This is a genomic window from Streptomyces araujoniae, assembly GCF_050871195.1.
GTDB classification, from domain to species: domain Bacteria; phylum Actinomycetota; class Actinomycetes; order Streptomycetales; family Streptomycetaceae; genus Streptomyces; species Streptomyces bacillaris.
Genome location: NZ_CP194070.1, coordinates 2,649,328 through 2,673,920, shown reverse-complemented (window position 1 = coordinate 2,673,920; position 24,593 = coordinate 2,649,328). Strand labels below are relative to the sequence as shown.

26 protein-coding genes, 1 tRNA gene and 1 riboswitch are annotated in these 24,593 nt (G+C 71.2%); of the genes, 19 read left to right on the top strand and 8 right to left on the bottom strand.

Annotated elements, in window-relative coordinates; all coding sequences use genetic code 11:
• Positions 1 to 222: 222 nt before the first annotated feature.
• Together ACQ9ZG_RS11320 and ACQ9ZG_RS11315 are read left to right on the top strand one after the other, a co-directional pair.
• On the top strand, positions 223 to 1,824 hold the full coding sequence (locus ACQ9ZG_RS11320) for an RDD family protein (RefSeq protein ID WP_499280410.1): 1,602 nt from the start codon (positions 223 to 225) through the stop codon (positions 1,822 to 1,824).
• 141 nt (positions 1,825 to 1,965) lie between these two features.
• Positions 1,966 to 2,634 (top strand): RDD family protein, encoded by a 669-nt coding sequence (locus tag ACQ9ZG_RS11315; RefSeq protein ID WP_028418364.1) that lies wholly within the window; start codon positions 1,966 to 1,968, stop codon positions 2,632 to 2,634.
• Positions 2,635 to 2,739: 105 nt separating this feature from the next.
• Here ACQ9ZG_RS11315 and ACQ9ZG_RS11310 read toward each other — a convergent pair whose 3' ends face one another.
• Complete coding sequence (locus ACQ9ZG_RS11310; RefSeq protein WP_499280408.1) at positions 2,740 to 3,057, bottom strand: hypothetical protein; 318 nt, start codon at positions 3,055 to 3,057, stop codon at positions 2,740 to 2,742.
• 370 nt (positions 3,058 to 3,427) lie between these two features.
• On the opposite strand from ACQ9ZG_RS11310, the gene ACQ9ZG_RS11305 reads away from it, so the two are divergent.
• Positions 3,428 to 5,839, top strand: coding sequence for an immune inhibitor A domain-containing protein (locus tag ACQ9ZG_RS11305; RefSeq protein WP_028418366.1), 2,412 nt, complete (start codon positions 3,428 to 3,430; stop codon positions 5,837 to 5,839).
• 124 nt (positions 5,840 to 5,963) lie between these two features.
• Entirely contained in the window at positions 5,964 to 6,356 is a 393-nt protein-coding gene (locus ACQ9ZG_RS11300; RefSeq protein WP_028418367.1) for a hypothetical protein, read from the top strand.
• 102 nt (positions 6,357 to 6,458) lie between these two features.
• Here ACQ9ZG_RS11300 and ACQ9ZG_RS11295 read toward each other — a convergent pair whose 3' ends face one another.
• Both ACQ9ZG_RS11295 and ACQ9ZG_RS11290 read right to left on the bottom strand, forming a co-directional pair.
• On the bottom strand, positions 6,459 to 7,055 hold the full coding sequence (locus ACQ9ZG_RS11295) for an isochorismatase family protein (protein ID WP_018488605.1): 597 nt from the start codon (positions 7,053 to 7,055) through the stop codon (positions 6,459 to 6,461).
• Between the two features lie 227 nt (positions 7,056 to 7,282).
• Positions 7,283 to 8,611 (bottom strand): nicotinate phosphoribosyltransferase, encoded by a 1,329-nt coding sequence (locus ACQ9ZG_RS11290; protein ID WP_028418368.1) that lies wholly within the window; start codon positions 8,609 to 8,611, stop codon positions 7,283 to 7,285.
• Between the two features lie 79 nt (positions 8,612 to 8,690).
• Here ACQ9ZG_RS11290 and clpS point away from each other — a divergent pair, with 79 nt between their 5' ends.
• From clpS to ACQ9ZG_RS11240, 10 genes are all read left to right on the top strand, one after another.
• The gene (clpS, locus tag ACQ9ZG_RS11285) at positions 8,691 to 9,008 is read left to right on the top strand and encodes an ATP-dependent Clp protease adapter ClpS (protein WP_019765187.1); all 318 of its coding nucleotides are present in this window, start codon (positions 8,691 to 8,693) and stop codon (positions 9,006 to 9,008) included.
• 69 nt (positions 9,009 to 9,077) lie between these two features.
• Positions 9,078 to 9,689, top strand: a complete 612-nt coding sequence (locus ACQ9ZG_RS11280) for a DUF2017 domain-containing protein (protein ID WP_099218257.1) — start codon at positions 9,078 to 9,080, stop codon at positions 9,687 to 9,689.
• A 334-nt stretch (positions 9,690 to 10,023) separates the two neighbouring features.
• The gene (locus tag ACQ9ZG_RS11275) at positions 10,024 to 11,469 is read left to right on the top strand and encodes an amino acid permease (protein WP_109914398.1); all 1,446 of its coding nucleotides are present in this window, start codon (positions 10,024 to 10,026) and stop codon (positions 11,467 to 11,469) included.
• 200 nt (positions 11,470 to 11,669) lie between these two features.
• The gene (locus ACQ9ZG_RS11270) at positions 11,670 to 12,092 is read left to right on the top strand and encodes a M67 family metallopeptidase (RefSeq protein WP_018488610.1); all 423 of its coding nucleotides are present in this window, start codon (positions 11,670 to 11,672) and stop codon (positions 12,090 to 12,092) included.
• 30 nt (positions 12,093 to 12,122) lie between these two features.
• Positions 12,123 to 12,317: riboswitch (cobalamin riboswitch) on the top strand.
• A gap of 40 nt (positions 12,318 to 12,357) precedes the next feature.
• Positions 12,358 to 13,356 carry an ABC transporter substrate-binding protein gene (locus ACQ9ZG_RS11265; RefSeq protein ID WP_109914397.1) on the top strand — a complete coding sequence of 333 codons (999 nt, stop codon included), beginning with the start codon at positions 12,358 to 12,360 and terminating at the stop codon, positions 13,354 to 13,356.
• Positions 13,353 to 14,393 carry a FecCD family ABC transporter permease gene (locus ACQ9ZG_RS11260; protein WP_109914396.1) on the top strand — a complete coding sequence of 347 codons (1,041 nt, stop codon included), beginning with the start codon at positions 13,353 to 13,355 and terminating at the stop codon, positions 14,391 to 14,393. Before ACQ9ZG_RS11265 ends, ACQ9ZG_RS11260 begins: the two co-directional genes overlap by 4 nt.
• A gap of 76 nt (positions 14,394 to 14,469) precedes the next feature.
• Positions 14,470 to 15,267 (top strand): ABC transporter ATP-binding protein, encoded by a 798-nt coding sequence (locus ACQ9ZG_RS11255; RefSeq protein WP_109914395.1) that lies wholly within the window; start codon positions 14,470 to 14,472, stop codon positions 15,265 to 15,267.
• 69 nt (positions 15,268 to 15,336) lie between these two features.
• On the top strand, positions 15,337 to 15,447 hold the full coding sequence (locus ACQ9ZG_RS11250) for a putative leader peptide (RefSeq protein WP_311600399.1): 111 nt from the start codon (positions 15,337 to 15,339) through the stop codon (positions 15,445 to 15,447).
• Between the two features lie 123 nt (positions 15,448 to 15,570).
• Positions 15,571 to 15,849 carry a MoaD/ThiS family protein gene (locus ACQ9ZG_RS11245; RefSeq protein WP_019765182.1) on the top strand — a complete coding sequence of 93 codons (279 nt, stop codon included), beginning with the start codon at positions 15,571 to 15,573 and terminating at the stop codon, positions 15,847 to 15,849.
• Entirely contained in the window at positions 15,849 to 16,799 is a 951-nt protein-coding gene (locus ACQ9ZG_RS11240) for a PLP-dependent cysteine synthase family protein (RefSeq protein ID WP_109914394.1), read from the top strand. Before ACQ9ZG_RS11245 ends, ACQ9ZG_RS11240 begins: the two co-directional genes overlap by 1 nt.
• Before the next feature lie 288 nt (positions 16,800 to 17,087).
• Here the strand turns inward: ACQ9ZG_RS11240 and ACQ9ZG_RS11235 are convergent, their stop codons facing one another.
• Positions 17,088 to 17,609 carry a type II toxin-antitoxin system PemK/MazF family toxin gene (locus tag ACQ9ZG_RS11235; protein ID WP_499280406.1) on the bottom strand — a complete coding sequence of 174 codons (522 nt, stop codon included), beginning with the start codon at positions 17,607 to 17,609 and terminating at the stop codon, positions 17,088 to 17,090.
• A gap of 341 nt (positions 17,610 to 17,950) precedes the next feature.
• Between ACQ9ZG_RS11235 and ACQ9ZG_RS11230 the strand changes: the two genes are divergently transcribed.
• Positions 17,951 to 18,703 (top strand): MBL fold metallo-hydrolase, encoded by a 753-nt coding sequence (locus tag ACQ9ZG_RS11230; protein ID WP_028418376.1) that lies wholly within the window; start codon positions 17,951 to 17,953, stop codon positions 18,701 to 18,703.
• An 80-nt stretch (positions 18,704 to 18,783) separates the two neighbouring features.
• Here the strand turns inward: ACQ9ZG_RS11230 and ACQ9ZG_RS11225 are convergent, their stop codons facing one another.
• Complete coding sequence (locus tag ACQ9ZG_RS11225) at positions 18,784 to 20,049, bottom strand: PTS transporter subunit EIIC (protein ID WP_028418377.1); 1,266 nt, start codon at positions 20,047 to 20,049, stop codon at positions 18,784 to 18,786.
• Positions 20,050 to 20,307: 258 nt separating this feature from the next.
• Complete coding sequence (locus tag ACQ9ZG_RS11220) at positions 20,308 to 21,567, bottom strand: PTS transporter subunit EIIC (protein WP_028418378.1); 1,260 nt, start codon at positions 21,565 to 21,567, stop codon at positions 20,308 to 20,310.
• Positions 21,568 to 21,787: 220 nt separating this feature from the next.
• Here ACQ9ZG_RS11220 and ACQ9ZG_RS11215 point away from each other — a divergent pair, with 220 nt between their 5' ends.
• The 4 genes from ACQ9ZG_RS11215 to rdgB all read left to right on the top strand — a co-directional run bounded on the left by ACQ9ZG_RS11215 (position 21,788) and on the right by rdgB (position 24,086).
• Positions 21,788 to 22,021 carry a PTS sugar transporter subunit IIB gene (locus tag ACQ9ZG_RS11215; RefSeq protein WP_015608814.1) on the top strand — a complete coding sequence of 78 codons (234 nt, stop codon included), beginning with the start codon at positions 21,788 to 21,790 and terminating at the stop codon, positions 22,019 to 22,021.
• Positions 22,022 to 22,199: 178 nt separating this feature from the next.
• A complete protein-coding gene (gene rph, locus ACQ9ZG_RS11210) occupies positions 22,200 to 22,937 on the top strand; it encodes a ribonuclease PH (protein WP_099218265.1) in 738 nt (245 codons plus the stop codon).
• A 124-nt stretch (positions 22,938 to 23,061) separates the two neighbouring features.
• A complete protein-coding gene (locus tag ACQ9ZG_RS11205) occupies positions 23,062 to 23,451 on the top strand; it encodes a hypothetical protein (RefSeq protein ID WP_028418380.1) in 390 nt (129 codons plus the stop codon).
• A 32-nt stretch (positions 23,452 to 23,483) separates the two neighbouring features.
• Complete coding sequence (rdgB, locus tag ACQ9ZG_RS11200) at positions 23,484 to 24,086, top strand: RdgB/HAM1 family non-canonical purine NTP pyrophosphatase (RefSeq protein WP_109915605.1); 603 nt, start codon at positions 23,484 to 23,486, stop codon at positions 24,084 to 24,086.
• A gap of 62 nt (positions 24,087 to 24,148) precedes the next feature.
• On the opposite strand, the gene ACQ9ZG_RS11195 is transcribed toward rdgB, so the two are convergent.
• Both ACQ9ZG_RS11195 and ACQ9ZG_RS11190 read right to left on the bottom strand, forming a co-directional pair.
• Positions 24,149 to 24,232, bottom strand: a tRNA-Leu gene (locus tag ACQ9ZG_RS11195).
• A gap of 53 nt (positions 24,233 to 24,285) precedes the next feature.
• A complete protein-coding gene (locus ACQ9ZG_RS11190; RefSeq protein WP_375138313.1) occupies positions 24,286 to 24,405 on the bottom strand; it encodes a zinc finger domain-containing protein in 120 nt (39 codons plus the stop codon).
• Between the last annotated feature and the right edge of the window lie 188 nt (positions 24,406 to 24,593).

Genomic DNA, 24,593 nt, shown 5'->3' with positions numbered 1-24,593 from the left:
GGGACGGTCCCGCTGACCGTCCCGCACAAGGAGAGAGAGCCCTCCCCGCCACCTATTACGCGACTTCTCAAAAAAACTTCGATCCGTTTCGGAAGTGGTCCCAAAGCGGCGGACCGGCCCGGGGATACGTGGCGGTCTGATAGATGTGGACCCTTGTATGGAGGCCGTCCGCCCTCCCGGCGCCGAACGGCCTGAGGCCTCGAAGAGATACGGGACCCGCTGATGAGCGCGCCAACTCCGGCACCCGGTGACGACAGCCCCCGCGAGGGCTACTACCCCGACCCCTCCATCCCCGGCTACGTCCGGTACTGGAACGGAGCGGCCTGGGTCCCCGGTACGAGTCGGCCCGCCCCCCAGCAGTCCGCCGCTCCCTCCTCTCCCGCCCCTGCTCCCCTCTCCTCTCCGGCTCCCGTCCCTTCCCCGGCTCCTGCCCCGGCCACCGCACCGCAGGCCGAGGAGACCGGGCCGATCTTCTTCGACGAGGAGGAGGCCGGGGGCGCGGCCTCCGCCGGGGCCGGGTCCGGCCCGGGTGCCGGGTCCGTCTGGCAGGCGGACTCCGCGCGCCAGAGCGGCTTCGGCGGTCCGGGGGACCGGCCGGTCGCGTGGGGCGGTACGGCGCCGGAGCCCGCCCACGACCCGAGGGCGCCCCTCGACCAGGACCCGACCGGCGGCGCGCTGCCGGGGATGCGGGCGCCCGGGGAGGAGGCGGGGGCGCGTCCGCCGGCCGAGGGGGCGGTCGCGATCCGCGCGACGGGCCCGCGGCAGGCGGCGGCCCTCCCCGCCTCCGCCCCGGCTCCCCAGGAGGCTCCCCAGGGCCCGGTCCACGGCGCGGTCCAGGGCCCGGTCCAGGTCTCCGCCGCCGCCCCTGCCCCGGTGCCCGCACCGTCCCCGGCACCCGCTCCCGCACCTGCCCCGGCACCCGCTCCCGCCGCCCCCGAGCCCGTACGCCCGGCGGCACCGCGCACCCCGCTCACCGCCGGCCCCGGGGGCGGTTCGGCGTCCTGGGCGCAGCAGGTCCACCAACTGGCCCAGCCCGAACCGCAGCAGCAGACGCCCCAGCCGCAGACAGCCCAGCCGCGGACGCCCCCGCAGCAGGCATCCCAACAGCCGAGGCCCCCGCAGCAGGCATCCCAGCCGCAGACGTCCCGGCAGCAGGCACCGCCACAGCAACAGCAGGCCCCTCAGCAGGACCAGCCCCACCCCGTGCCCCAGCAGAACCAGCCGGGCCCCCAGCCGTCCCCCTTCGCGCAGGCCGCCCCCGCGGCCGCCGACCAGCCCGTCGTGCCCTGGAAGCCCCCGGCGGCCGACGACCCCTTCCAGCAGATGGTCCGGGCGCAGACGGCGGCCCGGCCCGCCGGGCTCGGCAAGCGGTTCGCGGCCCGGCTGGTCGACAACCTGGTGCTCGGCGCGGCCGTCGGCGCGGTGGCCGTGCCCCTGGCCACCCGGGGGCTGGACCACATCGACCGGAAGATCACCGCGGCCAAGCAGACCGGTGAGACCGTCACCGTCTGGCTGCTGGACGCCACCACCGGGGCGCTGCTCGGGGCCCTGCTCGCGGCCTTCCTCGTCCTCGGCTTCCTGCTGGAGGCGCTGCCCACCGCCAAGTGGGGCCGGACGCTCGGCAAGAAGCTGTTCGGGCTCGACGTACGGGACATCGAGTCCCACGACACGCCCACCGTGGGGGCCGCCCTACGCCGCTGGCTCGTCTACGGGGTGCTCGGGCTCCTGGTCATCGGGGTGGCCAACGTGCTCTGGTGCCTGGTCGACCGCCCCTGGCGCCAGTGCTGGCACGACAAGGCGGCCCGGACGTTCGTGGCGGGCTGAGCGGAGCCGCCGCCCGTCCGCTTATCCGAAGAGCTGCCCGGACGTGCGGCGACACGCCGGTCCGGACCCGTATGCCGCGCCGCGTCCCCCGAACGCCCCCGAGCCGTTGCGAGCCCTGGTGGCACGGGGTGCACTCCCCCCATGAGCAACGACCAGCCGACGCCCGGCCAGCCGCCCGAGGACGACGATCCGTTCCTCAAGAAGCCGCAGGAGCCTCCGCCGTCAGACGGTCAGCCGCCGTACGGTCAGCCGCCGTACGGAAGCGCGCCGCCCCCTCCGCCGCCGCCCCCGCCGAACGACCCGTACGGCAGCGGTGCGGGTTTCGGGGCTCCTGATCCGCTGGCCGGGATGCCGCCGCTGGCCGAGCCGGGCAAGCGGATCCTGGCGCGGCTGATCGACTTCCTCATCATCTCGATCCCGCTCTATCTGATCTCGCTGCCCTGGGGCGGCGCGATCGACGTCGACGGGGACGGGGACAACGGGTTCAACGCCGCCTACAGCGGACACCAGTTGCTCTGGTCGCTCATCGGGCTCGTGGTCTACGTCGCGTACGACACCTACTTCACGCACAAGGACGGCCGTACGATCGGCAAGCGGCTGCTGAAGCTGCGGGTGGCGATGCTCAACGACGGGCGGGTGCCCGACACGAGCGCGGCGCTGATGCGGGCCGTCGTGCTCTGGGCCCCGGCGCTGCTGTGCTGCCCGTGCCTGTGGTGGCTGATCAACATCGTGCTGATGTTCACGGACAAGCCCTACCGGCAGGCGCTGCAGGACAAGGCGGCCAAGACCGTGGTGGTCGTGGCCCGTTAGGGCCTGACATCCGGACCGCTCACCGGCCCGGACCGCGCCGGATCCGGCCATGGCGACGGCCGGGCGGGTGGACACCCCCGCCCGGCTGCCGGGACCGCGGCCGGCTCAGCGGCGCAGCGAGTGCTCGTCCTGCCGGGCCGGGCGGGCGGCCGGGACGCGCTCCTGGGCCCCGAAGGCGTCCGGCAGGTGGCGCGTGCGGGCGGCGCCGGCGGACGCGGTCCGCGGGTGGTGCGCGGCGGGGCGCGGCTGCGGCGCGGGCTGCGGCAGCCGTACGGCCACCAGCAGGCCGAGCGCGAGCCCGGTCGTGGCGGCGATGGCCACGCCGATCCCCGATTCCGTACCGGAGATCAGCAGCAGGGCGAGGGTCGTACAGACGACGGTGGCCGAACCGTAGACGAGCTGTGCGGCGGTCGGACGCGGCATGGCGGTTTCCGTCCTCGGGACGTCGGATGGGCGGGCGGTCGGAACCTGCACAGGTACCTTCCGACCCTACGACGGTGGATGCCCGACCGGGACCGGTAGTAAGCGTGACCTAACCCACGGTACCGGTGCACAGGGGGCGCACGGAGTCACGTCTCCCGCCAACCGGACCGTGCGGAGCGCCCGTTGGCGGAGGATCCGTCCGCATACCGGAAGAGCGCTCCTGCATAGTGCACTTGGTCTGTTCAAGTCAAGGTCTGTCTTTTCTCTCGCAACTCCGATCGAATGTCGTCACTTGTGACGCGTTCACGCGCGCGGCCCTCTCCATACCCCCCTGGCCGCCACGCGGAACGCCCGGGGAGGACTGCATCAAGTGACCAATCAGAGACGGGCGCTTCGCGCCGCTGCTGTTGTCGTGGCCATGGCCGCGACGGCTGCGACGGCGTCCACCTTCGCCACCGCCCAGGCGCATGACACCACGTCAGGTTCCGTCGCCTCCGCCGCTCCCACCGCCGACCGCCATGACCCGGCGCCCGGCAAGGGGCACGTGGAGCACAACCTCGAAGGTCCCTTCAGCGAGCAGCAGGCAGCGCAGCGGGAGGCCGCGCTGGAGCAGGTGCTCGCCGGGGACAAGAAGGTGACGACCAAGGGCGGTTCGAAGGTCGTCAAGCTCGACGACAAGAAGTACGTCGAGCTCGGCCGGGAGAAGACCGACAAGATCTTCACCATCCTGCTGGAGTTCGGCGACAAGGTCGACGACACCACCATGTTCGACCCGGACGGCGACGGCCCCAAGCCGCCCGTCAAGAAGTACGGCGGCACGCCCGGCCCGGCGCACAACGAGATCGCCAAGCCGGACCCGAAGCAGGACAACAGCACCGCCTGGAAGGCCGACTACAACCGGGCGCACTTCGAGAAGCTGTACTTCGGCGAGGGCAAGGGCGTCCACTCGCTCAAGACCTACTACGAGAAGACCTCCTCGGGCCGCTACTCGGTCGAGGGCGAGGTCTCCGACTGGGTGAAGGTCGAGTACAACGAGGCCCGTTACGGCTCCAACTACTGCGGCCAGTCCAACTGCGCCAACGTGTGGGACGCGGTCCGCGACGGCGTCAACGCCTGGGTCGCGGACCAGAAGGCCAAGGGCCGCACCGACGCCGAGATCAAGGCGAACCTGGCCGAGTACGACCAGTGGGACCGCTACGACCACGACGGCGACGGCAACTTCAACGAGCCGGACGGCTACATCGACCACTTCCAGCTGGTCCACGCCGGCGAGGACGAGTCGGCGGGCGGCGGCGCGCAGGGCGGCGACGCCATCTGGGCGCACCGCTGGTACGCGTACGGCACCAACGCGGGTGCGACCGGCCCCGAGTACAACAAGGCCGGTGGCGCGCAGATCGGTGACACGGGCATCTGGGTCGGTGACTACACCGTCCAGCCCGAGAACGGCGGCCTGGGCGTCTTCGCCCACGAGTACGCCCACGACCTCGGTCTGCCGGACCTGTACGACACCTCCGGCGGCGGCGAGAACTCGGTCGGCTTCTGGTCCCTGATGTCGGCGGGCTCCTGGCTCGGCACCGGCAAGGGCGAGATCGGCAACCTGCCGGGCGACATGACCTCGTGGGACAAGCTCCAGCTGGGCTGGCTCGACTACGACAAGGCCAAGGCGGCCAAGACCTCGCTGCACAAGCTGGGCGTCTCGGAGTACAACACCAAGGACCCGCAGGCACTCGTCGTCGAGCTGCCGGCCAAGTCCGTCACCACCACCGTCGTCAAGCCTGCCCAGGGCACCAAGCAGTGGTGGAGCGACCAGGGCGACAACCTGTCGAACACCCTGACCCGTTCGGTCGACCTGACCGGCAAGTCCTCCGCCAAGCTGGACCTTTCGGGCTGGTACGACATCGAGGCCGACTATGACTACCTCTACACCGAGGTGTCCGACAACGGCGGCACCAGCTGGACCGCGCTCGACGGCACCGCCGACGGCCAGGCCATCCCGCGCGACGCCAGCGACAAGCCGGCGCTGACCGATGTCTCGGGCTCGTACAAGAAGCTCTCCTTCCCGCTGGACGCCTACGCGGGCAAGAAGGTCGACCTCCGCTTCCGCTACCAGACGGACGGCGGCGCGGGCGGCAAGGGCTTCACCGCCGACGAGATCACCATCACGGCCGACGGTGCCACGCTCTTCTCGGACAACGCCGAGGGCGACGACAACGGCTGGACGGCCAAGGGCTTCTCGCGGATCGGTGAGTCCTTCTCGAAGGACTACCCGCAGTACTACATCGCGGAGAACCGCCAGTACGTCAGCTACGACGAGACCCTCAAGGTCGGCCCGTACAACTTCGGCTTCTCCACCACGCGTCCGAGCTGGGTCGAGCACTACGCGTACCAGACCGGTCTGCTGGTCTGGCTCTGGGACACCTCCCAGAAGGACAACAACACCTCGGTCCACCCGGGCCAGGGTCTGATCCTGCCGGTCGACGCGCACGCCAAGCCGCTGAAGTGGAAGGACGGCTCGCTCGTCCGGAACAAGATCCAGCCGTTCGACGCCCCGTTCAGCTGGTACCCGAACAAGGGCTTCACGCTCCACAACGCGGACGTCCCGCTGTACATCAAGCCCGCCCTGGGCAACCCGGTCTTCGACGACCGGAAGGGCACCTACTGGTACAAGGAGAACCCGACGGGCAGTGTCAAGGTTTCTGACACCAACACCCGCATCTCCATCGTCCACGAGCCGCTGGACGGCCGCACGATGACCGTGCTCGTCAGCCCCTCGGGCCGATAATTCAGTAAAACCCCAGGTCAGAGCATGATCGGCCGTCGCCCTCTAGCGGGCGGCGGCCGATCGTGTTTAGGTGCGTCTTGTTCACATCCTTATTGACACGACGTCTCACGGGGGAGTGCGGATCATGGCAGGCGGAGGTTTCTGCAGGTTGCCCAACGGCTCGGTGGTGGTCGCCCTGACCCTCACCAGACCGGGCGGTACGGGCGCGGAGCCAGGTGCTCCGGTACGAGTGCTGGTCCACGCCGCGAACCGGGCGCGCGCCCTGACCAGGCTGCGCAATCTGGGGCTGCGGGCGGTCTATCTGCGCGGCAACGCGGCACCGCCCACACCGGACGAGGTGACGGCGGTGCTGCACCACCCGGACGGCCTGCTGTGGCGCGGCGCGCCGACGGCGGACGCGTCCGGCGAGGGGCCGCAGGGGCACCTGACGCTCCAGTCGGGGCAGGAGCTGTGGCATCCGATCCGGGCCCTGCTGGGCCCGGCCGGACACGCCGGACCGGCCCGCCCGGCGGCTTAGGGAGTGTCCGGGCCGGCCGGGGGCTTCCCGGGGCTTTCCCCCGCCCGCAGGCCTCGGGGGCCCGCGGGGGTGCGGGGCCCCGGGTCCGGCGGGTCCTCGGGCCTACAGGGCCTCGGCCACGACGGGCTTGCCGGAGAGCTTCACACCGGCCGCCCGCAGCTCGTCCAGGGCCTTCTCGGTGGTCGCCGGGGCCACCCCGGCGGTCAGGTCGAGCAGCACGTGCGTGACGAAGCCCTCACGGGCCGCGTCCAGGGCGGTGGCCCGGACGCAGTGGTCGGTGGCGATGCCGACCACGTCGACCTCGGTGACGGACCGGTCGCGCAGCCACTGGGCGAGCGTGGTGTCGTTCTCGTCGGCGCCCTCGAAACCGCTGTAAGCGGCGGAGTAGGCGCCCTTGTCGAAGACGGCCTCGATCGCCCCGGAGGCGACGGCGGGGGCGAAGTTCGGGTGGAAGCCCACGCCCTCCGTCCCGGCGACGCAGTGCACCGGCCAGGAGTCGACGAAGTCCGGGGTCTCGGAGAAGTGGTCCCCGGGGTCCACGTGGTGGTCCCGGGTGGCCACCACGTGCCGGTAGCCGGGCTGGGCCGCCCCGATGAGGTCGGTGATGGCGGCGGCGACATCGGCACCACCCGCCACCGCGAGGCTGCCGCCCTCGCAGAAGTCGTTCTGAACGTCCACGACGATCAATGCGCGGTGCATGGCGGGTGTCCTTCGGTGGGTGGGGGAGTGAGCGGTGGTGTTGCGTTCGTCGTTCATGGTTCACGGGGATGGCAACGAGCGTAGAGGCCGGGGCCCCACAATCAACCCCTACCCACTTCCCGGGCCCGTGGCGGGATCCAGCCCGTGGGGCAGTCGGCCCGGCCCGTCCGGCGGTCGGGGGCGGAACCCTCGCGGCCGGGGCCCCGCACCTTCCGGGGCCCGGGGCCTCACGCGTACTCCGTCCCGATCACCGGCTCCCCGCGGGACAGCTGCATCGCCGACAGCGGCAGCCCCGCCCGGGCCGAGACGTGCCGCTCCCGGGCCGCCTCCAGCGGTTCCCGGGCCACCACCTCGCCGCCCCGCACCAGCTCCACCAGCAGCTCGCGCCCGGCCAGCTCCTCCGGGACCGCCCCGGTGCCGATCACCTCGGCCTCGGCCACCCCGTGCTCGTCCACCCGGCGCGCGGCCCACTTGCGGCCGCCCTTCGACGACTTCGCCCCCAGCGACTTCTTCGCCACCGGCACCAGCGGGGCGTCCGGCTCCGCCGACCCGGCGCGGGCCACCAGCTTGTAGACCATCGAGCAGGTGGGGTGCCCGCTCCCGGTGACCAGCTGGGTGCCGACCCCGTACGCGTCCACCGGCGCGGCCGCCAGCGAGGCGATCGCGTACTCGTCCAGGTCCGAGGTCACCACGATCCTGGTGCCCGTCGCCCCCAGCTCGTCCAGCTGCTGCCGCACCCGGTGCGCGACCAGCAGCAGGTCCCCGGAGTCGATCCGTACGGCACCCAGCTCGGGCCCCGCGATCTCCACCGCCGCCCGCACCGCCTCGGCCACGTCGTAGGTGTCGACCAGCAGCGTGGTGCCCCGCCCCAGCGAGTCCACCTGGGCCCGGAACGCGTCCCGCTCGGTGTCGTGCAGCAGGGTGAAGGCGTGCGCGCTGGTGCCGACCGTCGGGATCCCGTACCGGAACCCGGCCGCCAGGTCCGAGGTGGCGTCGAACCCGCCGACGTACGCCGCGCGGGCCGAGGCCACCGCCGACAGCTCGTGGGTGCGCCGCGCCCCCATCTCGATCAGCCGGCGCCCCCCGGCGGCGGCCGACATCCGCGAGGCGGCGGCGGCGATGGCGGAGTCGTGGTTGAGGATGGAGAGGATCACCGTCTCCAGCAGCACGCATTCGGCGAAGGACCCCTCGACCCGCAGGAGCGGGGAGCCGGGGAAGTACACCTCGCCCTCCGGGTAGCCCCAGATGTCGCCGCTGAAGCGGTAGTCCGCCAGCCACTGCAGGGTCGGCTCGTCCACGACGCGCTGCTGGCGCAGGAAGCCGATCATCTCGTCGTCGAAGTGGAAGTTCTCCACCGCGTCCAGCACCCGGCCGGTGCCCGCGACGACCCCGTACCGCCGCCCCTCGGGCAGCCGGCGGGTGAACGCCTCGAAGACGGAGCGGCGGGAGGCGGTGCCGGCCTTGAGTGCCGCCTGCACCATGGTCAGCTCGTACTGGTCGGTGAAGAGCGCGGTCGACGGAACGCCGACCCGTCGCCCGAGGTCCGCTGAGTTCATGGCTGGGATGCTACCCCCTATTCGTCAAAGTGACGAGATGTGGGGTCCGTTTGTGCGCCGGACCCCTCCGGGTGGCAGCATGGGACAGGTGAGCGTTGCTACCCCCCTGGAGATCGAACGTCCCGATTCGGCCGAGGAGACCTTCGTGGTCCCCGAGCCGGACGTCCCGTGGGTGACGCTCGTCCACAACGACCCGGTCAACCTCATGAGCTATGTGACCTATGTCTTCCAGGCCTACTTCGGCTATTCGAAGGACAAGGCCCACAAGCTCATGCTGGACGTGCACCAGAAGGGCCGCGCCGTCGTCTCCAGCGGGAGCCGCGAGGAGATGGAGCGCGACGTCCAGGCCATGCACGGTTACGGGCTGTGGGCCACCCTCACCCAGGACCGCAACTAGCCCCCGGCCCCGGGGCCGCGACCGCCGCCCCGGCCTCCCTGCCCCGTCCGTCCCACCATCGGAGAATCCATGGCCGGCCATTTCGAGGCCACCCCGGGCGGCGGCGCGGCCGTCGCGCTCGACGAGGTCGAGATCTCGATCCTGCGCTCCCTCGCCGTGCAGCTGCTCGAACTGATCGGTCCGGGCGACACCCCCGCCGAGGGCGAGGACCCGCTCGCCGCGCTCTTCGCCGAGGGGCCCAGCAAGCCGCCCTCCGACCCGGCCCTGGCCCGGCTCTTCCCCGACGCGTACGGCGGCCCCGACGGGTCCGCCCCCGAGGGCGCGGGCGAGGAGGAGCTGCGCGAGCTGTCCGCCGAGTTCCGCCGCTTCACCGAGATGGACCTGCGCACCCGCAAGCGCGAGGACGCCCTCGCCGTCGTGCGGACGCTGGACGCCCTCTCGCCCGCCGGGGACGGCGCGGCCGTGCTCACCCTCACCGCCCTGGAGTGCCGCGCCTGGCTCGGCGCGCTCAACGACCTGCGCCTCACCATCGGCACCCGGCTGGAGGTCTCCGACGAGGACGAGGGTGAGAGCGGTTCGCTCTACCGGCTCCCCGACAGCGACCCGCGCAAGCCCATGGTGATGGCCTATCTCTGGCTCGGCGCGCTCCAGGAAACGCTCGTCGAGACCCAGATGCCGTAATCGGCGCCGCCCCCGTCCCGCGCCGGCCCGCGCCCACTCCGTTCGCTCAACGGACGCTCAGATCCGGGTAATGATCGCCCCAAGACATAAGCGCCTTTCCTGATGGATGGGGTTTCTTGTCCGCTTTTATCTGTGGGGTGCGCCACAGAATGTCCCATGGTGTCCTGTGACGGCCGTGATAAATCTTCACGATCGCCCGGGGACGCCACCCCTGTTCCCGGGGGTCGCCACAAGCCGGCCGAACGCCGGTGGCACTCCATCCATATCCGGGGGGATCAGGACCTGATCCGCGGCCTTGAGGGCGCGGATCGGCGTGGAGAAAGGCGCACCACACATGACATCGGCACAGGTCGACGAGGGACAGGCCGACAGCGGAAAGCCCGGCGCGGGCGCCGCGGCGGCGGAGACCGGTGGCGAGGGGTACCAGCGAGGTCTGGGCGCCCGTCAGATCCAGATGATCGCCATCGGCGGAGCCATCGGCACCGGGCTCTTCCTCGGCGCGGGCAAAGCGATCGACCGGGCCGGACCCAGCCTCATCCTGGCCTACTGCCTCGCGGGGCTGGTCATCTTCTTCATCATGCGGGCGCTGGGCGAACTGCTCATGTACCGCCCGGTCTCCGGCTCCTTCTCGGAGTACGCGCGCGAATTCATCGGCCCCTTCTTCGGATTCGTCACCGGCTGGACCTACTGGCTGTTCTGGGTCGTCACCGGAATCACCGAAGTCACCGCCGCCGCCACCTATATGACGTACTGGTGGGACATTCCCCAGTGGCTCTCCGCGCTCGTCTTCACCGTCATTCTGTACGGTGCCAACCTGATCTCCGTGAAGCTCTTCGGTGAGCTGGAGTTCTGGTTCTCCATGGTCAAGGTCACCGCCATCGTCGGCATGATCCTCATCTGCGCCGGCGTCCTGACCATCGGCTTCTCCGACGCGGGCGACACCGCGACCGTCTCCAACCTCTGGAACGACGGCGGGTTCTTCCCCAACGGCATCGGCGGCATGCTGATGACGCTCCAGATCGTCATGTTCGCCTTCCTCGCCGTGGAACTCGTCGGCGTCACCGCGGGCGAGTCCAAGGACCCCAGGACCGTGCTGCCCAAGGCCATCAACACCGTGCCGTGGCGCATCGCCGTCTTCTACGTCGGCGCCCTGATCATGATCCTGTCGGTCGTGCCGTGGTCCACCTTCAAGCCGGGCGTCTCGCCGTTCGTGAAGGCCTTCGAGGAGATGGGGCTCGGCATCGGCGCCGCCATCGTCAACTTCGTCGTCCTGACCGCGGCGCTCTCCTCCTGCAACTCCGGCATGTACTCCACCGGCCGCATGCTCCGCGACCTGGCCATGAACGGACAGGGCCCGCGCGCCTTCACCAAGCTCACGAAGAACGGCCTGCCGCTCACCGGGACCACCTTCTCCGCCGCCCTGATGCTCGTCGGCGTCTGGATCAACTACCAGTGGCCGGGCGAGGCGTTCAACTACGTCGTCTCCTTCGCCACCATCTCCGGCATGTGGGCCTGGATCATGATCCTGTTCAGCCAGATCCGCTACCGCCGCATGGCCGACCGGGGCGTGCTCCCGCACTCCTCGTTCAAGGCCCCGGGAGCCCCGTACACCAGCTGGTTCGCGCTCGCCTTCATCGGCATGGTCATCGTCATGATGGCGATCGACCAGGACGCCCGGATCTCGCTCTACTGCGCCCCGCTCTGGGCGCTCCTCCTGGGCGTCTCCTACCTGGTGCTCAAGTCGCGCGACCCGGAGAACACCGCCTTCGCCAAGCGCTGACCCAGGCTCCGGCGAGCACCCCACCCGCTCGCGTCGAGCACCGAACCCGAGGGCGGGCCCGTCGACCACGGGCCCTGGACCGGCCCTCCTCCCCAGGGCGTCCCGGCCGCTCAGCTCCCCCCACGGCCCCGGCGTCCACCATGCGGCCCTCCCCGTACCACCCACCGGTACGGAGAGGGCCGCATGCCTATCCTCTTGCCATGCTGACCATCACCCAGGCGCTCCACGACCAGATCGTCGCCCACGCCCGCGCCGACCACCCCGACGAGGCGTGCGGTGTGGTGGCGGGCCCGGCCGGGACCGGGCGCCCCGAGCGCTTCGTCCCCATGCTCAACGCCGCCCGCTCGCCCACGTTCTACGAGTTCGACTCCGGCGACCTCCTCAAGCTCTACCGCGAGATGGACGACCGCGACGAGGAGCCCGTGATCATCTACCACTCGCACACCGCGACCGAGGCCTACCCCTCCCGCACCGACGTGACGTACGCCAACGAGCCCGGCGCCCACTACGTCCTGGTCTCCACCGCCGACACCGACGGCTCGGGCCCCTTCCAGTTCCGCTCGTACCGCATCGTGGACGGCGAGATCACCGAGGAAGACGTGCAGGTCGTCGAGGCGTACTGAGCCGCGACGCTCCTCCCCGGGGGCCCCGCCGACCCTCCGGATCCGTCTGGCACACTGCACCCCAGACCCGAACACAAGGCAGCAGGAACCAGGAAGCCGGTGCGAATCCGGCACGGTCCCGCCACTGTGACCGGGCCCCCTCCCGTACGGACGACTCCCCGGTGGACGACTCCGCGCGGGAGGGCGGCCCGGAAGCCAGGAACTGGCCCGCCGCCTTCTCCCGCATCGACCAGGGGACGCGGAAATCCCCCGGAGAGGCCCCGCCATGTCCCGGCGCACCCCCGCGCTCATAGCCGCCGCCGTGCTGCTCCCGCTCGCCCTCACCGCCTGCTCCTCCTCGGAGAGCCCCGACGCCAAGGGCGGGCCCGAGGCCGCGGAGAAGAGCGACGGCTTCCCGTACACCGTCACCAACTGCGGTGTCACCACCACGTACAAGGCCGCGCCGAAGCGCGTGGTCACCATGAACCAGCACGTCACCGAGATCATGCTGGAGCTGGGCCTCACCAAGTCCCTCGTCGGCACCGCCTACCTCGACGACAAGGTGCTGCCGAAGTACGCCGAGGACTACGCCTCCGTCCCGGTCATCGCCAAGGAGTACCCCTCCTACGAGCAGGTCCTCGCCGCCGACCCCGACTTCGTCTACGGCGGCTACGCCAGCGCGTTCGCCGCGGGCGACGGGCGCGGCCGCGAGGCGCTGAAGAAGGCCGGCATCGAGACCCGGCTCAACACCGAGAGCTGCGCCGAGGCCGACACCCCGATGGAGACCCTCTACGGAGAGATCCGCGAGGTCGGCCGCACCTTCGGCGTCAGCGACCGCGCCGAGGCCTGGATCAAGCGGGCCAAGGCCGACAACGCCGCCACGGCCGAGAAGCTCAAGGACCTCAAGGCCCTCCCCGTCTTCGTCTACGACAGCGGCGACAAGACCGCGTTCACCGCGGGCGGCAAGGGCATCGGCAACGAGCTGATCAAGCGCGCCGGCGGCACCAACATCTTCGCCGACCTCGACAAGTCCTTCGGGGACGCCTCCTGGGAGAACGTCGTCGCCCGCAAGCCCGAGGCGATCGTGATCTACGACTACGGCTCCACCACCGTCGAACAGAAGAAGAAGCGCCTCCTCACCGACCCGGCCCTCGCGGACGTCCCGGCCATCAAGAACAAGCGCTTCGCGGTGATGCCGCTCTCCGACGCGGTCCTCGGCGTCCGCGTCCCCGCCGCCGTCGAGAAGCTCGCGGCCCAGCTCCACCCGGCGGCCACCACCCCGTGACCTGCCGCACCCCCGCACCGCGGCGGCTGCTCCGCTACACCCTGGTCGTCGGCGCCCTCGCCGCCCTCCTCGCAGCCGCCGTGGTCGCCGCCCTCGCCCTCGGCTCCGTCCGCATCCCGCCCGGCCAGGTGATCGACATCCTGACCGGGCGGGCGGAGGCGAGCCCGTTCCGCACGATCGTCCTGGACGTGCGGCTGCCCCGGGTCCTGCTCGGCATCGTCGTCGGCGCCGGACTCGCCGTCATCGGCACGGTCCTCCAGGCCCTCGTACGGAACCAGCTGGCCGACCCGTTCCTCCTCGGCGTCTCCTCCGGGGCCTCCACCGGCGCGGTCCTGGTGATCGTCCTCGGTATCGGCGCCTCCCTCGCCACCACCGTGACCATCCCGGCCGCCGCGTTCGCCGGCGCGCTGCTCTCCCTGCTGCTCGTCTACACCCTGGCGCGCGGCGGAGGCGGCCTCACCACCAACCGGCTCGTCCTCGCCGGGGTCGCCGTCTCCTACATCCTCTCCGCCCTCACCAGCCTGATCCTGGTCACCTCCGCCCGCGCCGACCACCTCCAGGAAGTCCTCTACTGGACCCTCGGCGGCCTCGGCGCGGCCCGCTGGGACATGCTCGCGCTCCCGACGATCACCCTGATCGCCGGTACGGCCGTCCTCCTCACCCTGGCCCGCCCGCTCGACCTGCTCCTGGTGGGGGAGGAGGGCGCGACCGTGCTGGGCCTGGACACCGCCCGCTTCCGGGCCGCCGTCTTCGTCCTCGCCTCGCTCATGACCGGGGCGCTGGTGGCGTACAGCGGGGCGATCGGCTTCGTCGGGCTGATGGTCCCGCACATGGCCCGGATGGCGGTGGGCGCCTCGCACCGGGCGCTGCTGCCGGTGGCCGCGCTCGGCGGGGCGGTGTTCCTGGTCCTCGCGGACCTGGCCGCCCGCACCCTGGCCGCCCCGCAGGACATCCCGGTCGGTGTGCTCACCGCGCTCACCGGCGGCCCGTTCTTCCTGTGGATGCTGCGGCGCCGGCCGGAAGGGGCGCCGGCATGAGCACCGTACGATCCGCCCCCGAGGACGGGGGCCGCGCCCGCACGACGACTGTCCGCACGCCCGAGGGAGCCCGCCCGTGACCACCCTGCGCACCGAGGCCCTCTCGTACGGGACCGGCGAGGGCCGCCACCTCGTCGACGCGGTCGACCTCATCGCCGCCGACGGCGAGACGGTCGGCCTGGTCGGCCCCAACGGCAGCGGCAAGACCACACTCCTGCGCTGCGTCTACGGCACCCTGCGCCCCACCCACGGCCGGGTCCTCCTGGACGGCGACGACCTCGCCACCCTCCCCGTGAAGTCCCGCGCCCGCCGCATCGCCACCGTCCCGCAGGAGAGCCACGCCGGCTTCGAACTGACCGTCGGCCAGGTCGTCGCCATGGGCCGCGCCCCGCACAAGCGGTTCTGGGAGGCGGACAGCGCCGCCGACACCGCCCTGGTCACCGACGCCCTGGAACGGGTCGGGATCGCCGCGCTCGAACCCCGTACGTTCGCCTCGCTCTCCGGCGGCGAACGCCAACGGGCCCTGGTCGCCCGCGCCCTGGTCCAGCAGCCCGCGCTCGTCGTCCTGGACGAGCCCACCAACCACCTGGACATCCGCTACCAGCTGGAGATCCTCTCCCTGGTCCGGGGCCTGGGCACCACCAACCTGCTGGCCCTGCACGACCTCAACCTCGCCGCGTACTACTGCGACCGCCTCTACGTCCTCAAGGACGGCCGGGTCGTCGCCTCCGGCACCCCTGAGGAGGTGCTGACGGCGGAGCTGCTGGGCGAGGTGTACGGCGTCGCCGCCGAGGTCAGCACCCATCCGAAGACCGGCGCCCCCACCGTCGTCTACCTCCCGGAGGGACCCGGCCGCCCAGTCCTGTCCGCATGATGGGCGCCAACCATCCACGATGTGGGATCACACTCGGGTTTCCCGGCCGGGAATCGATACGATGCCCGCATGGTTCCCCATGACGTGAGCAACAGGACGCCGGGCACGCTGCTCGTCGCGCGGCTGCACGTCGACCTGTGCAGGCTCAAGAGCGCGATCTGTCCCCCGCCCGCAGCCTGACCGCGAGCCGCACGGCCTGACGGGCCGGGCCCGCGCGAGTCCCACGCACCACGCCCCACCCCCCGCGCGGGGGAAGAAACGCGCGCCCCACGCCACCTCCCGCTTTCGACAGGAGCCCACGCCATGGCCATCGAGGTCCGCATCCCGACCATCCTCCGCACCTACACCGACGGCGCCAAGGCCGTCGAAGGCAACGGGGACACCCTCGCCGACCTCTTCGCCGACCTGGACAGCCGCCACAACGGCATCCGTGAGCGCATCGTCGACGGCGAGCAGCTGCGCCGCTTCGTCAACGTCTACCTCAACGACGAGGACGTCCGCTTCCTGGACGGCATCTCCACCAAGCTCAGCGACGGCGACAATGTCACCATCCTCCCGGCCGTCGCCGGCGGCATGCGCTGATGCGGTACGACTCCCCGCTGGCGGCCGTGGGGAACACCCCCCTCGTCCGCCTCCCGCGGCTGTCCCCGTCCGAGGACGTCCGCATCTGGGCCAAGCTGGAGGACCGCAACCCCACCGGCTCGATCAAGGACCGCCCCGCGCTCCACATGGTCGAACAGGCGGAGAAGGACGGCCGGCTCACCCCCGGCTGCACCATCCTGGAGCCCACCAGCGGCAACACCGGCATCTCGCTCGCCATGGCGGCCAAGCTCAAGGGCTACCGCATCGTCTGCGTCATGCCGGAGAACACCTCGCAGGAACGGCGCGACCTGCTCGCCATGTGGGGCGCCGAGATCATCTCCTCCCCGGCCGCGGGCGGCTCCAACACCGCCGTGCGGGTCGCGAAGGAGCTGAGCGAGGAGCACCCCGACTGGGTGATGCTCTACCAGTACGGCAACCCGGACAACGCGGGCGCCCACTACGCCACCACCGGCCCGGAGATCCTCACCGACCTCCCGTCCATCACGCACTTCGTGGCGGGCCTCGGCACCACCGGCACCCTCATGGGCGTCGGCCGCTACCTTCGCGAGCACCGTCCCGGCATCCAGATCGTCGCCGCCGAACCGCGCTACGACGACCTGGTCTACGGCCTCCGCAACCTCGACGAGGGGTTCGTCCCCGAGCTGTACGACGCCTCGGTCCTCACCACCCGCTTCTCCGTCGGATCCGCCGACGCGGTCACCCGCACCCGCGAACTCCTCCAGCAGGAAGGCATCTTCGCGGGCGTCTCCACCGGCGCCGCCCTCCACGCGGCGATCGGCGTGGGCAGGAAGGCGGTCAAGGCCGGAGAGAGCGCGGACATCGTCTTCGTGGTCGCGGACGGCGGCTGGAAGTACCTGTCGACGGGCGTCTACACCGCCGAGACGACGGAAGCCGCCATCGAGACGCTCCAGGGCCAGCTCTGGGCGTAGTGCCCGGCCGCTCCCGAGCTCAGGCCCCAGGCTTCCGCTTCTGGGCTCAGGCCCCGGGCTTCCGCTTCTGGGCTTAGGCCCCGGGCTTGCGCTTCCGGGCTCAGGCCCCGGGCTTGCGCTTCCGGGCTTGCGCTTCCGGGCTCAGGCCCCGGTCCGCCGCTTCCGGGCTCACGCCCTGGGCCCAGGCCCTGCCGTGCGGCCCGTCCGCACCACTTCCAGCCCCTCCGGCGCTTGAGGAAGCGGGGCCCGGGGCGGAGTCCCGAAAGGCCCGCCCGGGGCCCCGCTTCCTCACCCCGCCCCCAGCCCCCGCACGCGCTCCCACACCCCCGGGTCCACCGCCCCGACCCGGCGCCGGAACGCCGCCACCCGGACCTCGCGCAGCTCGTCCGTCTCCAGGAAGCTCCGCCGCCCCCGCTGATCCCCGACCGCCCCCGCGGGCAGCGGGATCACCCCGGGCCGCTCCCCGTGGTCCTTGCTGGTGATCTTGGCGACGAGCGCCGTCGCGCCCCGCCCCCGTCCCCGTACGGAGAGGACCAGGCACGGCCGGTCCTTGGACCCGGGCCCGTCCTCGTACGGCACATCGGCCCACCACACCTCACCCGCCCTGGGCGTACGTCCCTCGCCGCGCCCCGCCGGACCCGACGGCCGCGACGGAGGCCGGGTCGACCCCGCGGGCCGCCCGGGCCGTTCCGGCCGCCCGGGTCCCCGCCCTCCCGGCCCCCGCCCCGACCGTCCCCGTCCGTCCACCACCGCGGCGACGAGGGCCAGCAGAACCACGGCGACCAGCGCCACCCACCAGATCGTGTCCATGCCCCGACCGTACCGGCGCCCGGGTCCCGCCCCCCGTCCCGCCCGGGCACCGCACACGGACGGCGCGCCCGGGCCGACAGTGGACGCGCTTCCATCGAACCGGTGACAGAGCGGGTGAGTTCCCCCACAACGGCAGGCGGCAGAGGAGCGACGCGGAGTTTCGCGCCTTACGCTCGACGAACCGCAAAACGTTCCGGCAGGACGTGCACCACCTCATCCGCACGACCGGTCCGCACGGACCCCGCCCGTCAGAACCCGCACGAACCCCGCCCGCAGAACCACCCGCACGACCCCATCCGCACGAACCCTCCCCGTTCCCAGGTCCCGGAGGTTCACGCTCCATGAAGCTCACCGTCGTCGGCTGCTCCGGCTCGTTCCCCTCCCCGGGTTCGGCATGCTCGAGCTACCTCGTAGAGGCCGACGGCTTCCGGCTGCTCCTCGACATGGGCAACGGCGCCCTGGGCGAGCTGCAGCGCCACGTCGGTCTCTACGACCTCGACGCGATCTTCCTCAGCCACCTCCACGCCGACCACTTCATCGACATGTGCGCGTACTTCGTGGTGCGTTACTACCGCCACGACGGCGCCCGCCCCGTCCCCGTCCCGGTCTACGGCCCCGAGGGCACCGAGCAGCGCCTGATCGCCGCGCACGGCGACACCCCCTCCGACCGGGCGATGAGCGAGGTCTTCGACTTCCACACGCTGAAGGGGGACGCCTTCGAGATCGGCCCCTTCTCGGTCGTGACGGAGAAGCTCCGGCACCCCGTCGACACCTTCGGCATCCGGATCGAGCACGGCGGCTCCACCCTCGCCTACTCCGGCGACACGGGTACCTGCGACGCCCTGGAGGACCTGGCCCGGGACGCGGACCTGTTCCTCTGCGAGGCCTCGTTCGTCGACGGCAAGGAAGACATCCCCGACCTGCACCTCAACGGCCGGGAGGCCGGTGAGGCCGCCGCCCGCGCGGGCGCGCGCCGCCTGGTCCTCACCCACATCCCGCCGTGGACCGACGAGGCCCGCAACCTCGCCGACGCCCAGGCGGCCTACCCGGGCCCGGTCGAGCTGGCCGTGCCGGGCGCGGTGTACGAGATCTGAGTACGCGTACGACGGGACCCCCGCCTCCGGGAAGGAGGCGGGGGTCCCGTCGTACAGGCGGTGGGGTACGGGCGTACGGGCTACTTGGCCTCGGCCTTCTGCAGCTCGGCCAGCTCCTCGTCCGACTCCCGGCCCGGGGTCGGCAGGTTGAACTTGGTGATGGCGAAGCGGAAGATCACGTAGTAGACCGCCGCGAAGCAGAGGCCGATCAGGACCAGCAGCCAGGGCTTCGACGCGATGCCGAGGTTCAGCAGGAAGTCGATCAGGCCCGCGGAGAAGCCGAAGCCGTCCCGGATGCCGAGCGCCCAGGTCAGGGCCATCGACACACCGGTCAGCACCGCGTGGATCGCGTACAGCACCGGGGCGATGAACATGAACGTGAACTCGATCGGCTCGGTCACACCGGTGACGAACGAGGTCAGCGCGAGCGAGAACATCATGCCGCCGACGACCTTGCGGCGCTCGGGGCGGGCGCAGTGGACGATCGCGAGGCAGGCCGCCGGGAGGGCGAACATCATGATCGGGAAGAAGCCGGTCATGAACTGTCCGGCCTCCGGGTCACCGGCCAGGAAGCGGGCGATGTCGCCGTGCTTGCCCTCGAACTCACCGGCCTGGAACCACGGGAAGGAGTTGAGCAGGTGGTGCATGCCGACCGGGATCAGCGCACGGTTGGCGACACCGAAGATGCCCGCGCCGACGGCACCGGAGCCGACGAGCCACTCACCGAAGTTGTGCAGACCGGTGCCGAGGACCGGCCAGATCAGACCGAAGACGATGCCGATGACGAGACCCGCGAAGGCGGAGAGGATCGGGACCAGGCGGCGGCCGCTGAAGAAGCCCGCCCAGTCGGGCAGCTTCGTCCGGTAGAACTTCTGGTACAGCAGGGCCACGACTATGCCCATCACGACACCGCCGAGGACACCGGCGTTGACCGGGGCGTCGTTCATCACGATCTTGCCGTCGGCGACGCTGGCGACCTGGGGCAGGTTGCTGTCGGTGAAGGTGGCGAGCACCTTCTGGAAGACGAGGTAGCCGACGACGGCGGCGAGCGCGGTCGAGCCGTCCGACTTCTTGGCGAAGCCGATCGCGATGCCGACGGCGAAGAGCAGCGGCATGTTGTCGAGGAGGGCGCCACCACCGGCGGCCATGTACCCGGCGAGCTTCGTGACGAAGGTCGGGAACGAGTCGCGGCCCAGCATGTCGCTCTGGCCGAAGCGGACCAGGAGCGCGGCGGCCGGCAGCACGGCGACCGGCAGCATGAGGCTGCGGCCGATGCGCTGCATGACGGCCATGGCGCCGGCGCCCTTCTTCTTCTCGGCCGCGGGTGCGGTCTCAGCCGTAGTCATCAACTTCCTCCATGGGACACGGTGCCGCCCGGACGATCGATGAGGGGAGGCGGCGACTCGACAGACGGCGGCAGACAGCCGTGGTCTGGACCACTCAGTGGTGTAGACCAGTTTTAGCACGGTGAGGGTTAGATAAGGAACCTGCAATTCCCCCCAGATTCGCGGTAGCAGACCCGGCACGTTCGGTGACATGCGAAAGGCCCCCGGACCGAGAGGTCCGAGGGCCTTGACTGATCCGGGGAAACCCCGGATGACCTGCTACTTCGTGAGATCCTTCTCGATCTCCTTCTCGATCTCCTCAGGCTCCCGGCCAGGGGTCTTGAGGTCGAACCTGGTGATAGCGAAGCGGAAGATCACGTAGTAGACCACCGCGAAGCACGCGCCGATCGGGATGATCAGCCACGGTTTCGTATCGAGATGCCAGTTGACGACGTAGTCGATCAACCCGGCCGAGAAGCTGAACCCGGCATGCACCCCCAGCAGCCAGGTGATGCCCATCGACGCCCCCGTCAGCACCGCGTGCACGCCGTACAGCAGCGGCGCCACGAACATGAACGAGAACTCGATCGGCTCGGTCACACCGGTGACGAACGAGGTCAGCGCCACCGAGACCATCAGCCCGCCGACCTCCTTGCGGCGCTCGGGCCGCGCGCAGTGGGTGATGGCCAGGGCGGCGGCGGGCAGGCCGAACATCATGATCGGGAAGAAGCCCGAGGTGAACTGGCCGGCCGACGGGTCCCCCGCGAAGAACCGGGAGATGTCGCCCTGGACGGTCTGGCCGTCCGCCCCGGTGTACTCGCCCGCCTGGAACCAGAAGAACGTGTTCAGGAACTGGTGCATGCCGATCGGGATCAGCAGCCGGTTCGCGAAGCCGAAGATGGCCGCGCCCCACGAGCCGAGGCCGATCAGCTGCTTGGAGAACCAGGTCAGGCCGTCGCCCACCGGCTGCCACAGCAGCCCGAACAGCACGCCGAGGATCACGCAGAGGAACGCCATCAGGATCGGCACCAGGCGCCGGCCGTTGAAGAAGCCGAGCCAGTCCACCAGCTTGGTGCGGTGGTAGCGCTGCCAGACCACCGCGGTCAGCAGGCCGATCAGGATGCCGCCGAGCACGCCGGGGTTCTGCGGCTCGCCCTGGGGCAGTTCGTCCGTCACGGTGCCGTCGATCGGGAAGGCGCCGAGCACCCCCCGGTAGACCAGGAAACCGACGACGGCCGCCAGTGCGGTGGAGCCGTCGGCCTTCTTCGCGAAGCCGATGGCCACGCCGATGCAGAACAGCAGGGGCAGGCCGACCTTGCCGTCCAGGATCGCCCCGCCCCCGTTCAGCAGCACGCTGGAGGTCTTCTCCCAGAAGGCGCCGTGCAGATAGGAGGCGAAGAGGTTCCCGAGGCTGACGAGCAGGCCGGCCGCCGGAAGGACGGCCACCGGGAGCTGGAGGCTGCGTCCGACCTTCTGCAAGCCCTGGACCGGCCCGTTCCACCATCGTGGCTGCGGTGCCGCAGCGGCGCTCGAACTCATCGGCGTCCTTTCCGGAACTGGCCTCGTTTGGCGGTTGTCCGAAACTGGTGTAGACCAGTTGCGTCACGTCCGGGCCCGCCTCTGGGGCAGGGCGCCGGTGATCGTTATCTTTGGTGATAGTCCGGTTACCCGCCCGCGAAGTTGGGCCAACCGTGCGTTACCGTGACGAAACGGACCCGCAGCGGGCGGCCCGTCTGCACGCGAACACCAGGGAGAAGGCATGGCCACCAAGGCTGAGAAGATCGTCGCCGGGCTCGGCGGCATCGAGAACATCGACGAGATCGAAGGCTGCATCACCCGGCTGCGCACCGAGGTCCACGACGCCAGCAAGGTCGACGAAGCCGCCCTCAAGGCCGCCGGCGCCCACGGAGTCGTGAAGATGGGCACCGCGATCCAGGTCGTCATCGGCACCGACGCCGACCCCATCGCCGCCGACATCGAAGACATGATGTGACCGGCTGACACCCCGCCGCCGTCACGCCGCAGGCCCCGCACCCCACCGGTGCCGGGGCCTGCGCCGTACCCGCGCATCCCGCCCGCCGGTCCGCGGGCGACCGGCGCCGCCGCCCCCCGGCCGCGGCCCTCCCCGGCACCCGAACGGAGCCACCCCCGCCAGCGGATAGGGTCGGCCCATGTCTCGCATCGACGGCCGCACCCCCGAACAGCTCCGCCCCGTCACCATCGAACGCGGCTGGAGCAAGCACGCCGAAGGCTCAGTCCTCATCTCCTTCGGCGACACCAAGGTCTTCTGCACCGCCTCCGTCACCGAAGGCGTACCGCGCTGGCGCAAGGGCAGCGGCGAGGGCTGGGTCACCGCCGAGTACTCCATGCTGCCCCGCTCCACCAACACCCGCGGCGACCGCGAAGCCGTACGCGGCAAGATCGGCGGCCGCACCCACGAGATCAGCCGCCTGATCGGCCGCTCCCTGCGCGCGGTCATCGACTACAAGGCCCTCGGCGAGAACACCATCGTCCTGGACTGCGACGTCCTCCAGGCCGACGGCGGCACCCGTACGGCCGCCATCACCGGCGCCTACGTCGCCCTCGCCGACGCCGTCACCTGGGCCCAGGGCAAGAAGATCGTCAAGGCCGGGCGCAAGCCGCTCACCGACACCGTCGCCGCCATCAGCGTCGGCATCGTCGACGGCACCCCGCTCCTCGACCTCTGCTACGAGGAGGACGTCCGCGCCGAGACCGACATGAACGTCGTCTGCACCGGCGACGGCCGCTTCGTCGAGGTCCAGGGCACCGCCGAGGGCGCCCCCTTCGACCGCCGGGAACTGGGCTCGCTCCTGGACCTGGCCACCGCGGGCTGCGTCGACCTCGCCACGCTCCAGCGTGACGCACTCGCAACCACGCAGAACGCGTAGCGACGCGCCCCACCCGGGTAAAGAAGCAACCAAATACGCACCACAGAGCGTCGTTACGGGCACGGGCGCACGGGTCGAACCGTGCGCCCGTCCACGTACGCGACCCCCGGGGAGGGACCGCACCATGGCCTCGCGCCGCCACCAACGCCTCGCACTCGCCACCGCCGCCGCACTGCTGGCACTGACCACGGCCGCCGGCTGCGCCGGCCTCGACAAGGCCCTCGACTGCGTCCGCACCGCCGACGCCATCGCCACCAGCGTCGGCAACCTCCAACGGGCCGTCTCCAGCGCCTCCGAGGACATCACCCAGGCCTCCGAGGCCCTGGACGAGATCGACCGCGAACTCAAGAACCTCGGCGACACCACCGACGACGCCGACCTCTCCAAGGCGGTCGACGACCTCAAGGCGGGCGTCGCGAACGTGCGCGAGTCCATCGAGAAGGGCGACGCCACCCCCGACATCACCCCGGTGACGAACGCGGCGGGCGAGATCGGCAAGGTCTGCACCCCGTAGGGCCCACCTCCCCGCACGGCGATAATCGGTGCATGAAGCGCCTGATCCTCGCCACCCGCAACGCCGGGAAAATCACCGAACTGCACGCCATCCTCGCCGACGCGGGACTCGACCACGACCTCGTCGGCGCGGACGCGTACCCGGACATCCCCGATGTCAAGGAGACCGGCGTCACCTTCGCCGAGAACGCGCTCCTCAAGGCCCACGCCCTCGCACAGGCCACCGGCCTCCCGGCCGTCGCCGACGACTCCGGCCTCTGCGTCGAGGTCCTCGGCGGCGCCCCCGGCATCTTCTCGGCCCGCTGGTCCGGCACCCACGGCGACGACCAGGCCAACCTGGACCTGCTCCTGGCCCAGCTCGGCGACATCGCGGACCCCCACCGCACCGCCCACTTCGCCTGCGCCGCCGCCCTGGCCCTCCCCGACGGCACCGAACGCGTCGTCGAAGGCCGCCTCACGGGCACCCTGCGCCACACCCCGTCCGGCACAGGAGGCTTCGGCTACGACCCGATCCTCCAGCCCGACGGCGAGACCCGCACCTGCGCGGAGCTGACCCCCGCCGAGAAGAACGCCATCAGCCACCGCGGCAAGGCGTTCCGGGCGCTGGTGCCGGTGGTGCGGGAGTTGGTGGGCTGAAACGCCACGTCGGATACCGAGAGGGGCCGCCCCTGGCCAGGGGCGGCCCCTCTCGGTTCCTGTGCGGCCGGTGGGACTCGAACCCACACGGGATCTCTCCCACGGCGTTCTAAGCGCCGCTCGTATGCCAATTCCGACACGGCCGCGTCCGACAGCCATGCTAGCCGGGGCGGCGTCCGGGACGGTACGCGCATACGGATCAGGTTCCCGTCCGACTCCTTGGTCGCCGGTTACGACACCACGTGTCCGTCAGCGCGTGACAATTCGGGCACGGATAGCGCAGGTTCTCTGCCCGGTTGTCCAGCCAGTCGCCGTTGATGTGGTCGATCTGGAGTGTGAACGGCTGCCCGAGCCACTTGCCGTTCTCGGTGGGTACGGGCTGATCCGGGCGGCCTGACCACGAGGGCGGTCGGCGCGATCGCGCGGGGCTGGGGCACCCGCTCTGTCGTCCAGGAACGTCGGGTGAAGTGGCCGGTGTCCAGCTTCAGCTGAGTGGTCTTGCGTCGT

Coding starts and splice junctions, on each gene's coding strand:
- ACQ9ZG_RS11320 (WP_499280410.1), top strand. CDS start 223: ATGAGCGCGCCAACTCCGGCACCCGGTGACGACAGCCCCCGCGAGGGC.
- ACQ9ZG_RS11315 (WP_028418364.1), top strand. CDS start 1,966: ATGAGCAACGACCAGCCGACGCCCGGCCAGCCGCCCGAGGACGACGAT.
- ACQ9ZG_RS11310 (WP_499280408.1), bottom strand. CDS start 3,057: ATGCCGCGTCCGACCGCCGCACAGCTCGTCTACGGTTCGGCCACCGTC.
- ACQ9ZG_RS11300 (WP_028418367.1), top strand. CDS start 5,964: ATGGCAGGCGGAGGTTTCTGCAGGTTGCCCAACGGCTCGGTGGTGGTC.
- ACQ9ZG_RS11295 (WP_018488605.1), bottom strand. CDS start 7,055: ATGCACCGCGCATTGATCGTCGTGGACGTTCAGAACGACTTCTGCGAG.
- ACQ9ZG_RS11290 (WP_028418368.1), bottom strand. CDS start 8,611: ATGAACTCAGCGGACCTCGGGCGACGGGTCGGCGTTCCGTCGACCGCG.
- clpS (WP_019765187.1), top strand. CDS start 8,691: ATGGGACAGGTGAGCGTTGCTACCCCCCTGGAGATCGAACGTCCCGAT.
- ACQ9ZG_RS11280 (WP_099218257.1), top strand. CDS start 9,078: ATGGCCGGCCATTTCGAGGCCACCCCGGGCGGCGGCGCGGCCGTCGCG.
- ACQ9ZG_RS11275 (WP_109914398.1), top strand. CDS start 10,024: ATGACATCGGCACAGGTCGACGAGGGACAGGCCGACAGCGGAAAGCCC.
- ACQ9ZG_RS11270 (WP_018488610.1), top strand. CDS start 11,670: ATGCTGACCATCACCCAGGCGCTCCACGACCAGATCGTCGCCCACGCC.
- ACQ9ZG_RS11265 (WP_109914397.1), top strand. CDS start 12,358: ATGTCCCGGCGCACCCCCGCGCTCATAGCCGCCGCCGTGCTGCTCCCG.
- ACQ9ZG_RS11250 (WP_311600399.1), top strand. CDS start 15,337: ATGGTTCCCCATGACGTGAGCAACAGGACGCCGGGCACGCTGCTCGTC.
- ACQ9ZG_RS11245 (WP_019765182.1), top strand. CDS start 15,571: ATGGCCATCGAGGTCCGCATCCCGACCATCCTCCGCACCTACACCGAC.
- ACQ9ZG_RS11240 (WP_109914394.1), top strand. CDS start 15,849: ATGCGGTACGACTCCCCGCTGGCGGCCGTGGGGAACACCCCCCTCGTC.
- ACQ9ZG_RS11235 (WP_499280406.1), bottom strand. CDS start 17,609: ATGGACACGATCTGGTGGGTGGCGCTGGTCGCCGTGGTTCTGCTGGCC.
- ACQ9ZG_RS11230 (WP_028418376.1), top strand. CDS start 17,951: ATGAAGCTCACCGTCGTCGGCTGCTCCGGCTCGTTCCCCTCCCCGGGT.
- ACQ9ZG_RS11225 (WP_028418377.1), bottom strand. CDS start 20,049: ATGACTACGGCTGAGACCGCACCCGCGGCCGAGAAGAAGAAGGGCGCC.
- ACQ9ZG_RS11220 (WP_028418378.1), bottom strand. CDS start 21,567: ATGAGTTCGAGCGCCGCTGCGGCACCGCAGCCACGATGGTGGAACGGG.
- ACQ9ZG_RS11215 (WP_015608814.1), top strand. CDS start 21,788: ATGGCCACCAAGGCTGAGAAGATCGTCGCCGGGCTCGGCGGCATCGAG.
- rph (WP_099218265.1), top strand. CDS start 22,200: ATGTCTCGCATCGACGGCCGCACCCCCGAACAGCTCCGCCCCGTCACC.
- ACQ9ZG_RS11205 (WP_028418380.1), top strand. CDS start 23,062: ATGGCCTCGCGCCGCCACCAACGCCTCGCACTCGCCACCGCCGCCGCA.
- rdgB (WP_109915605.1), top strand. CDS start 23,484: ATGAAGCGCCTGATCCTCGCCACCCGCAACGCCGGGAAAATCACCGAA.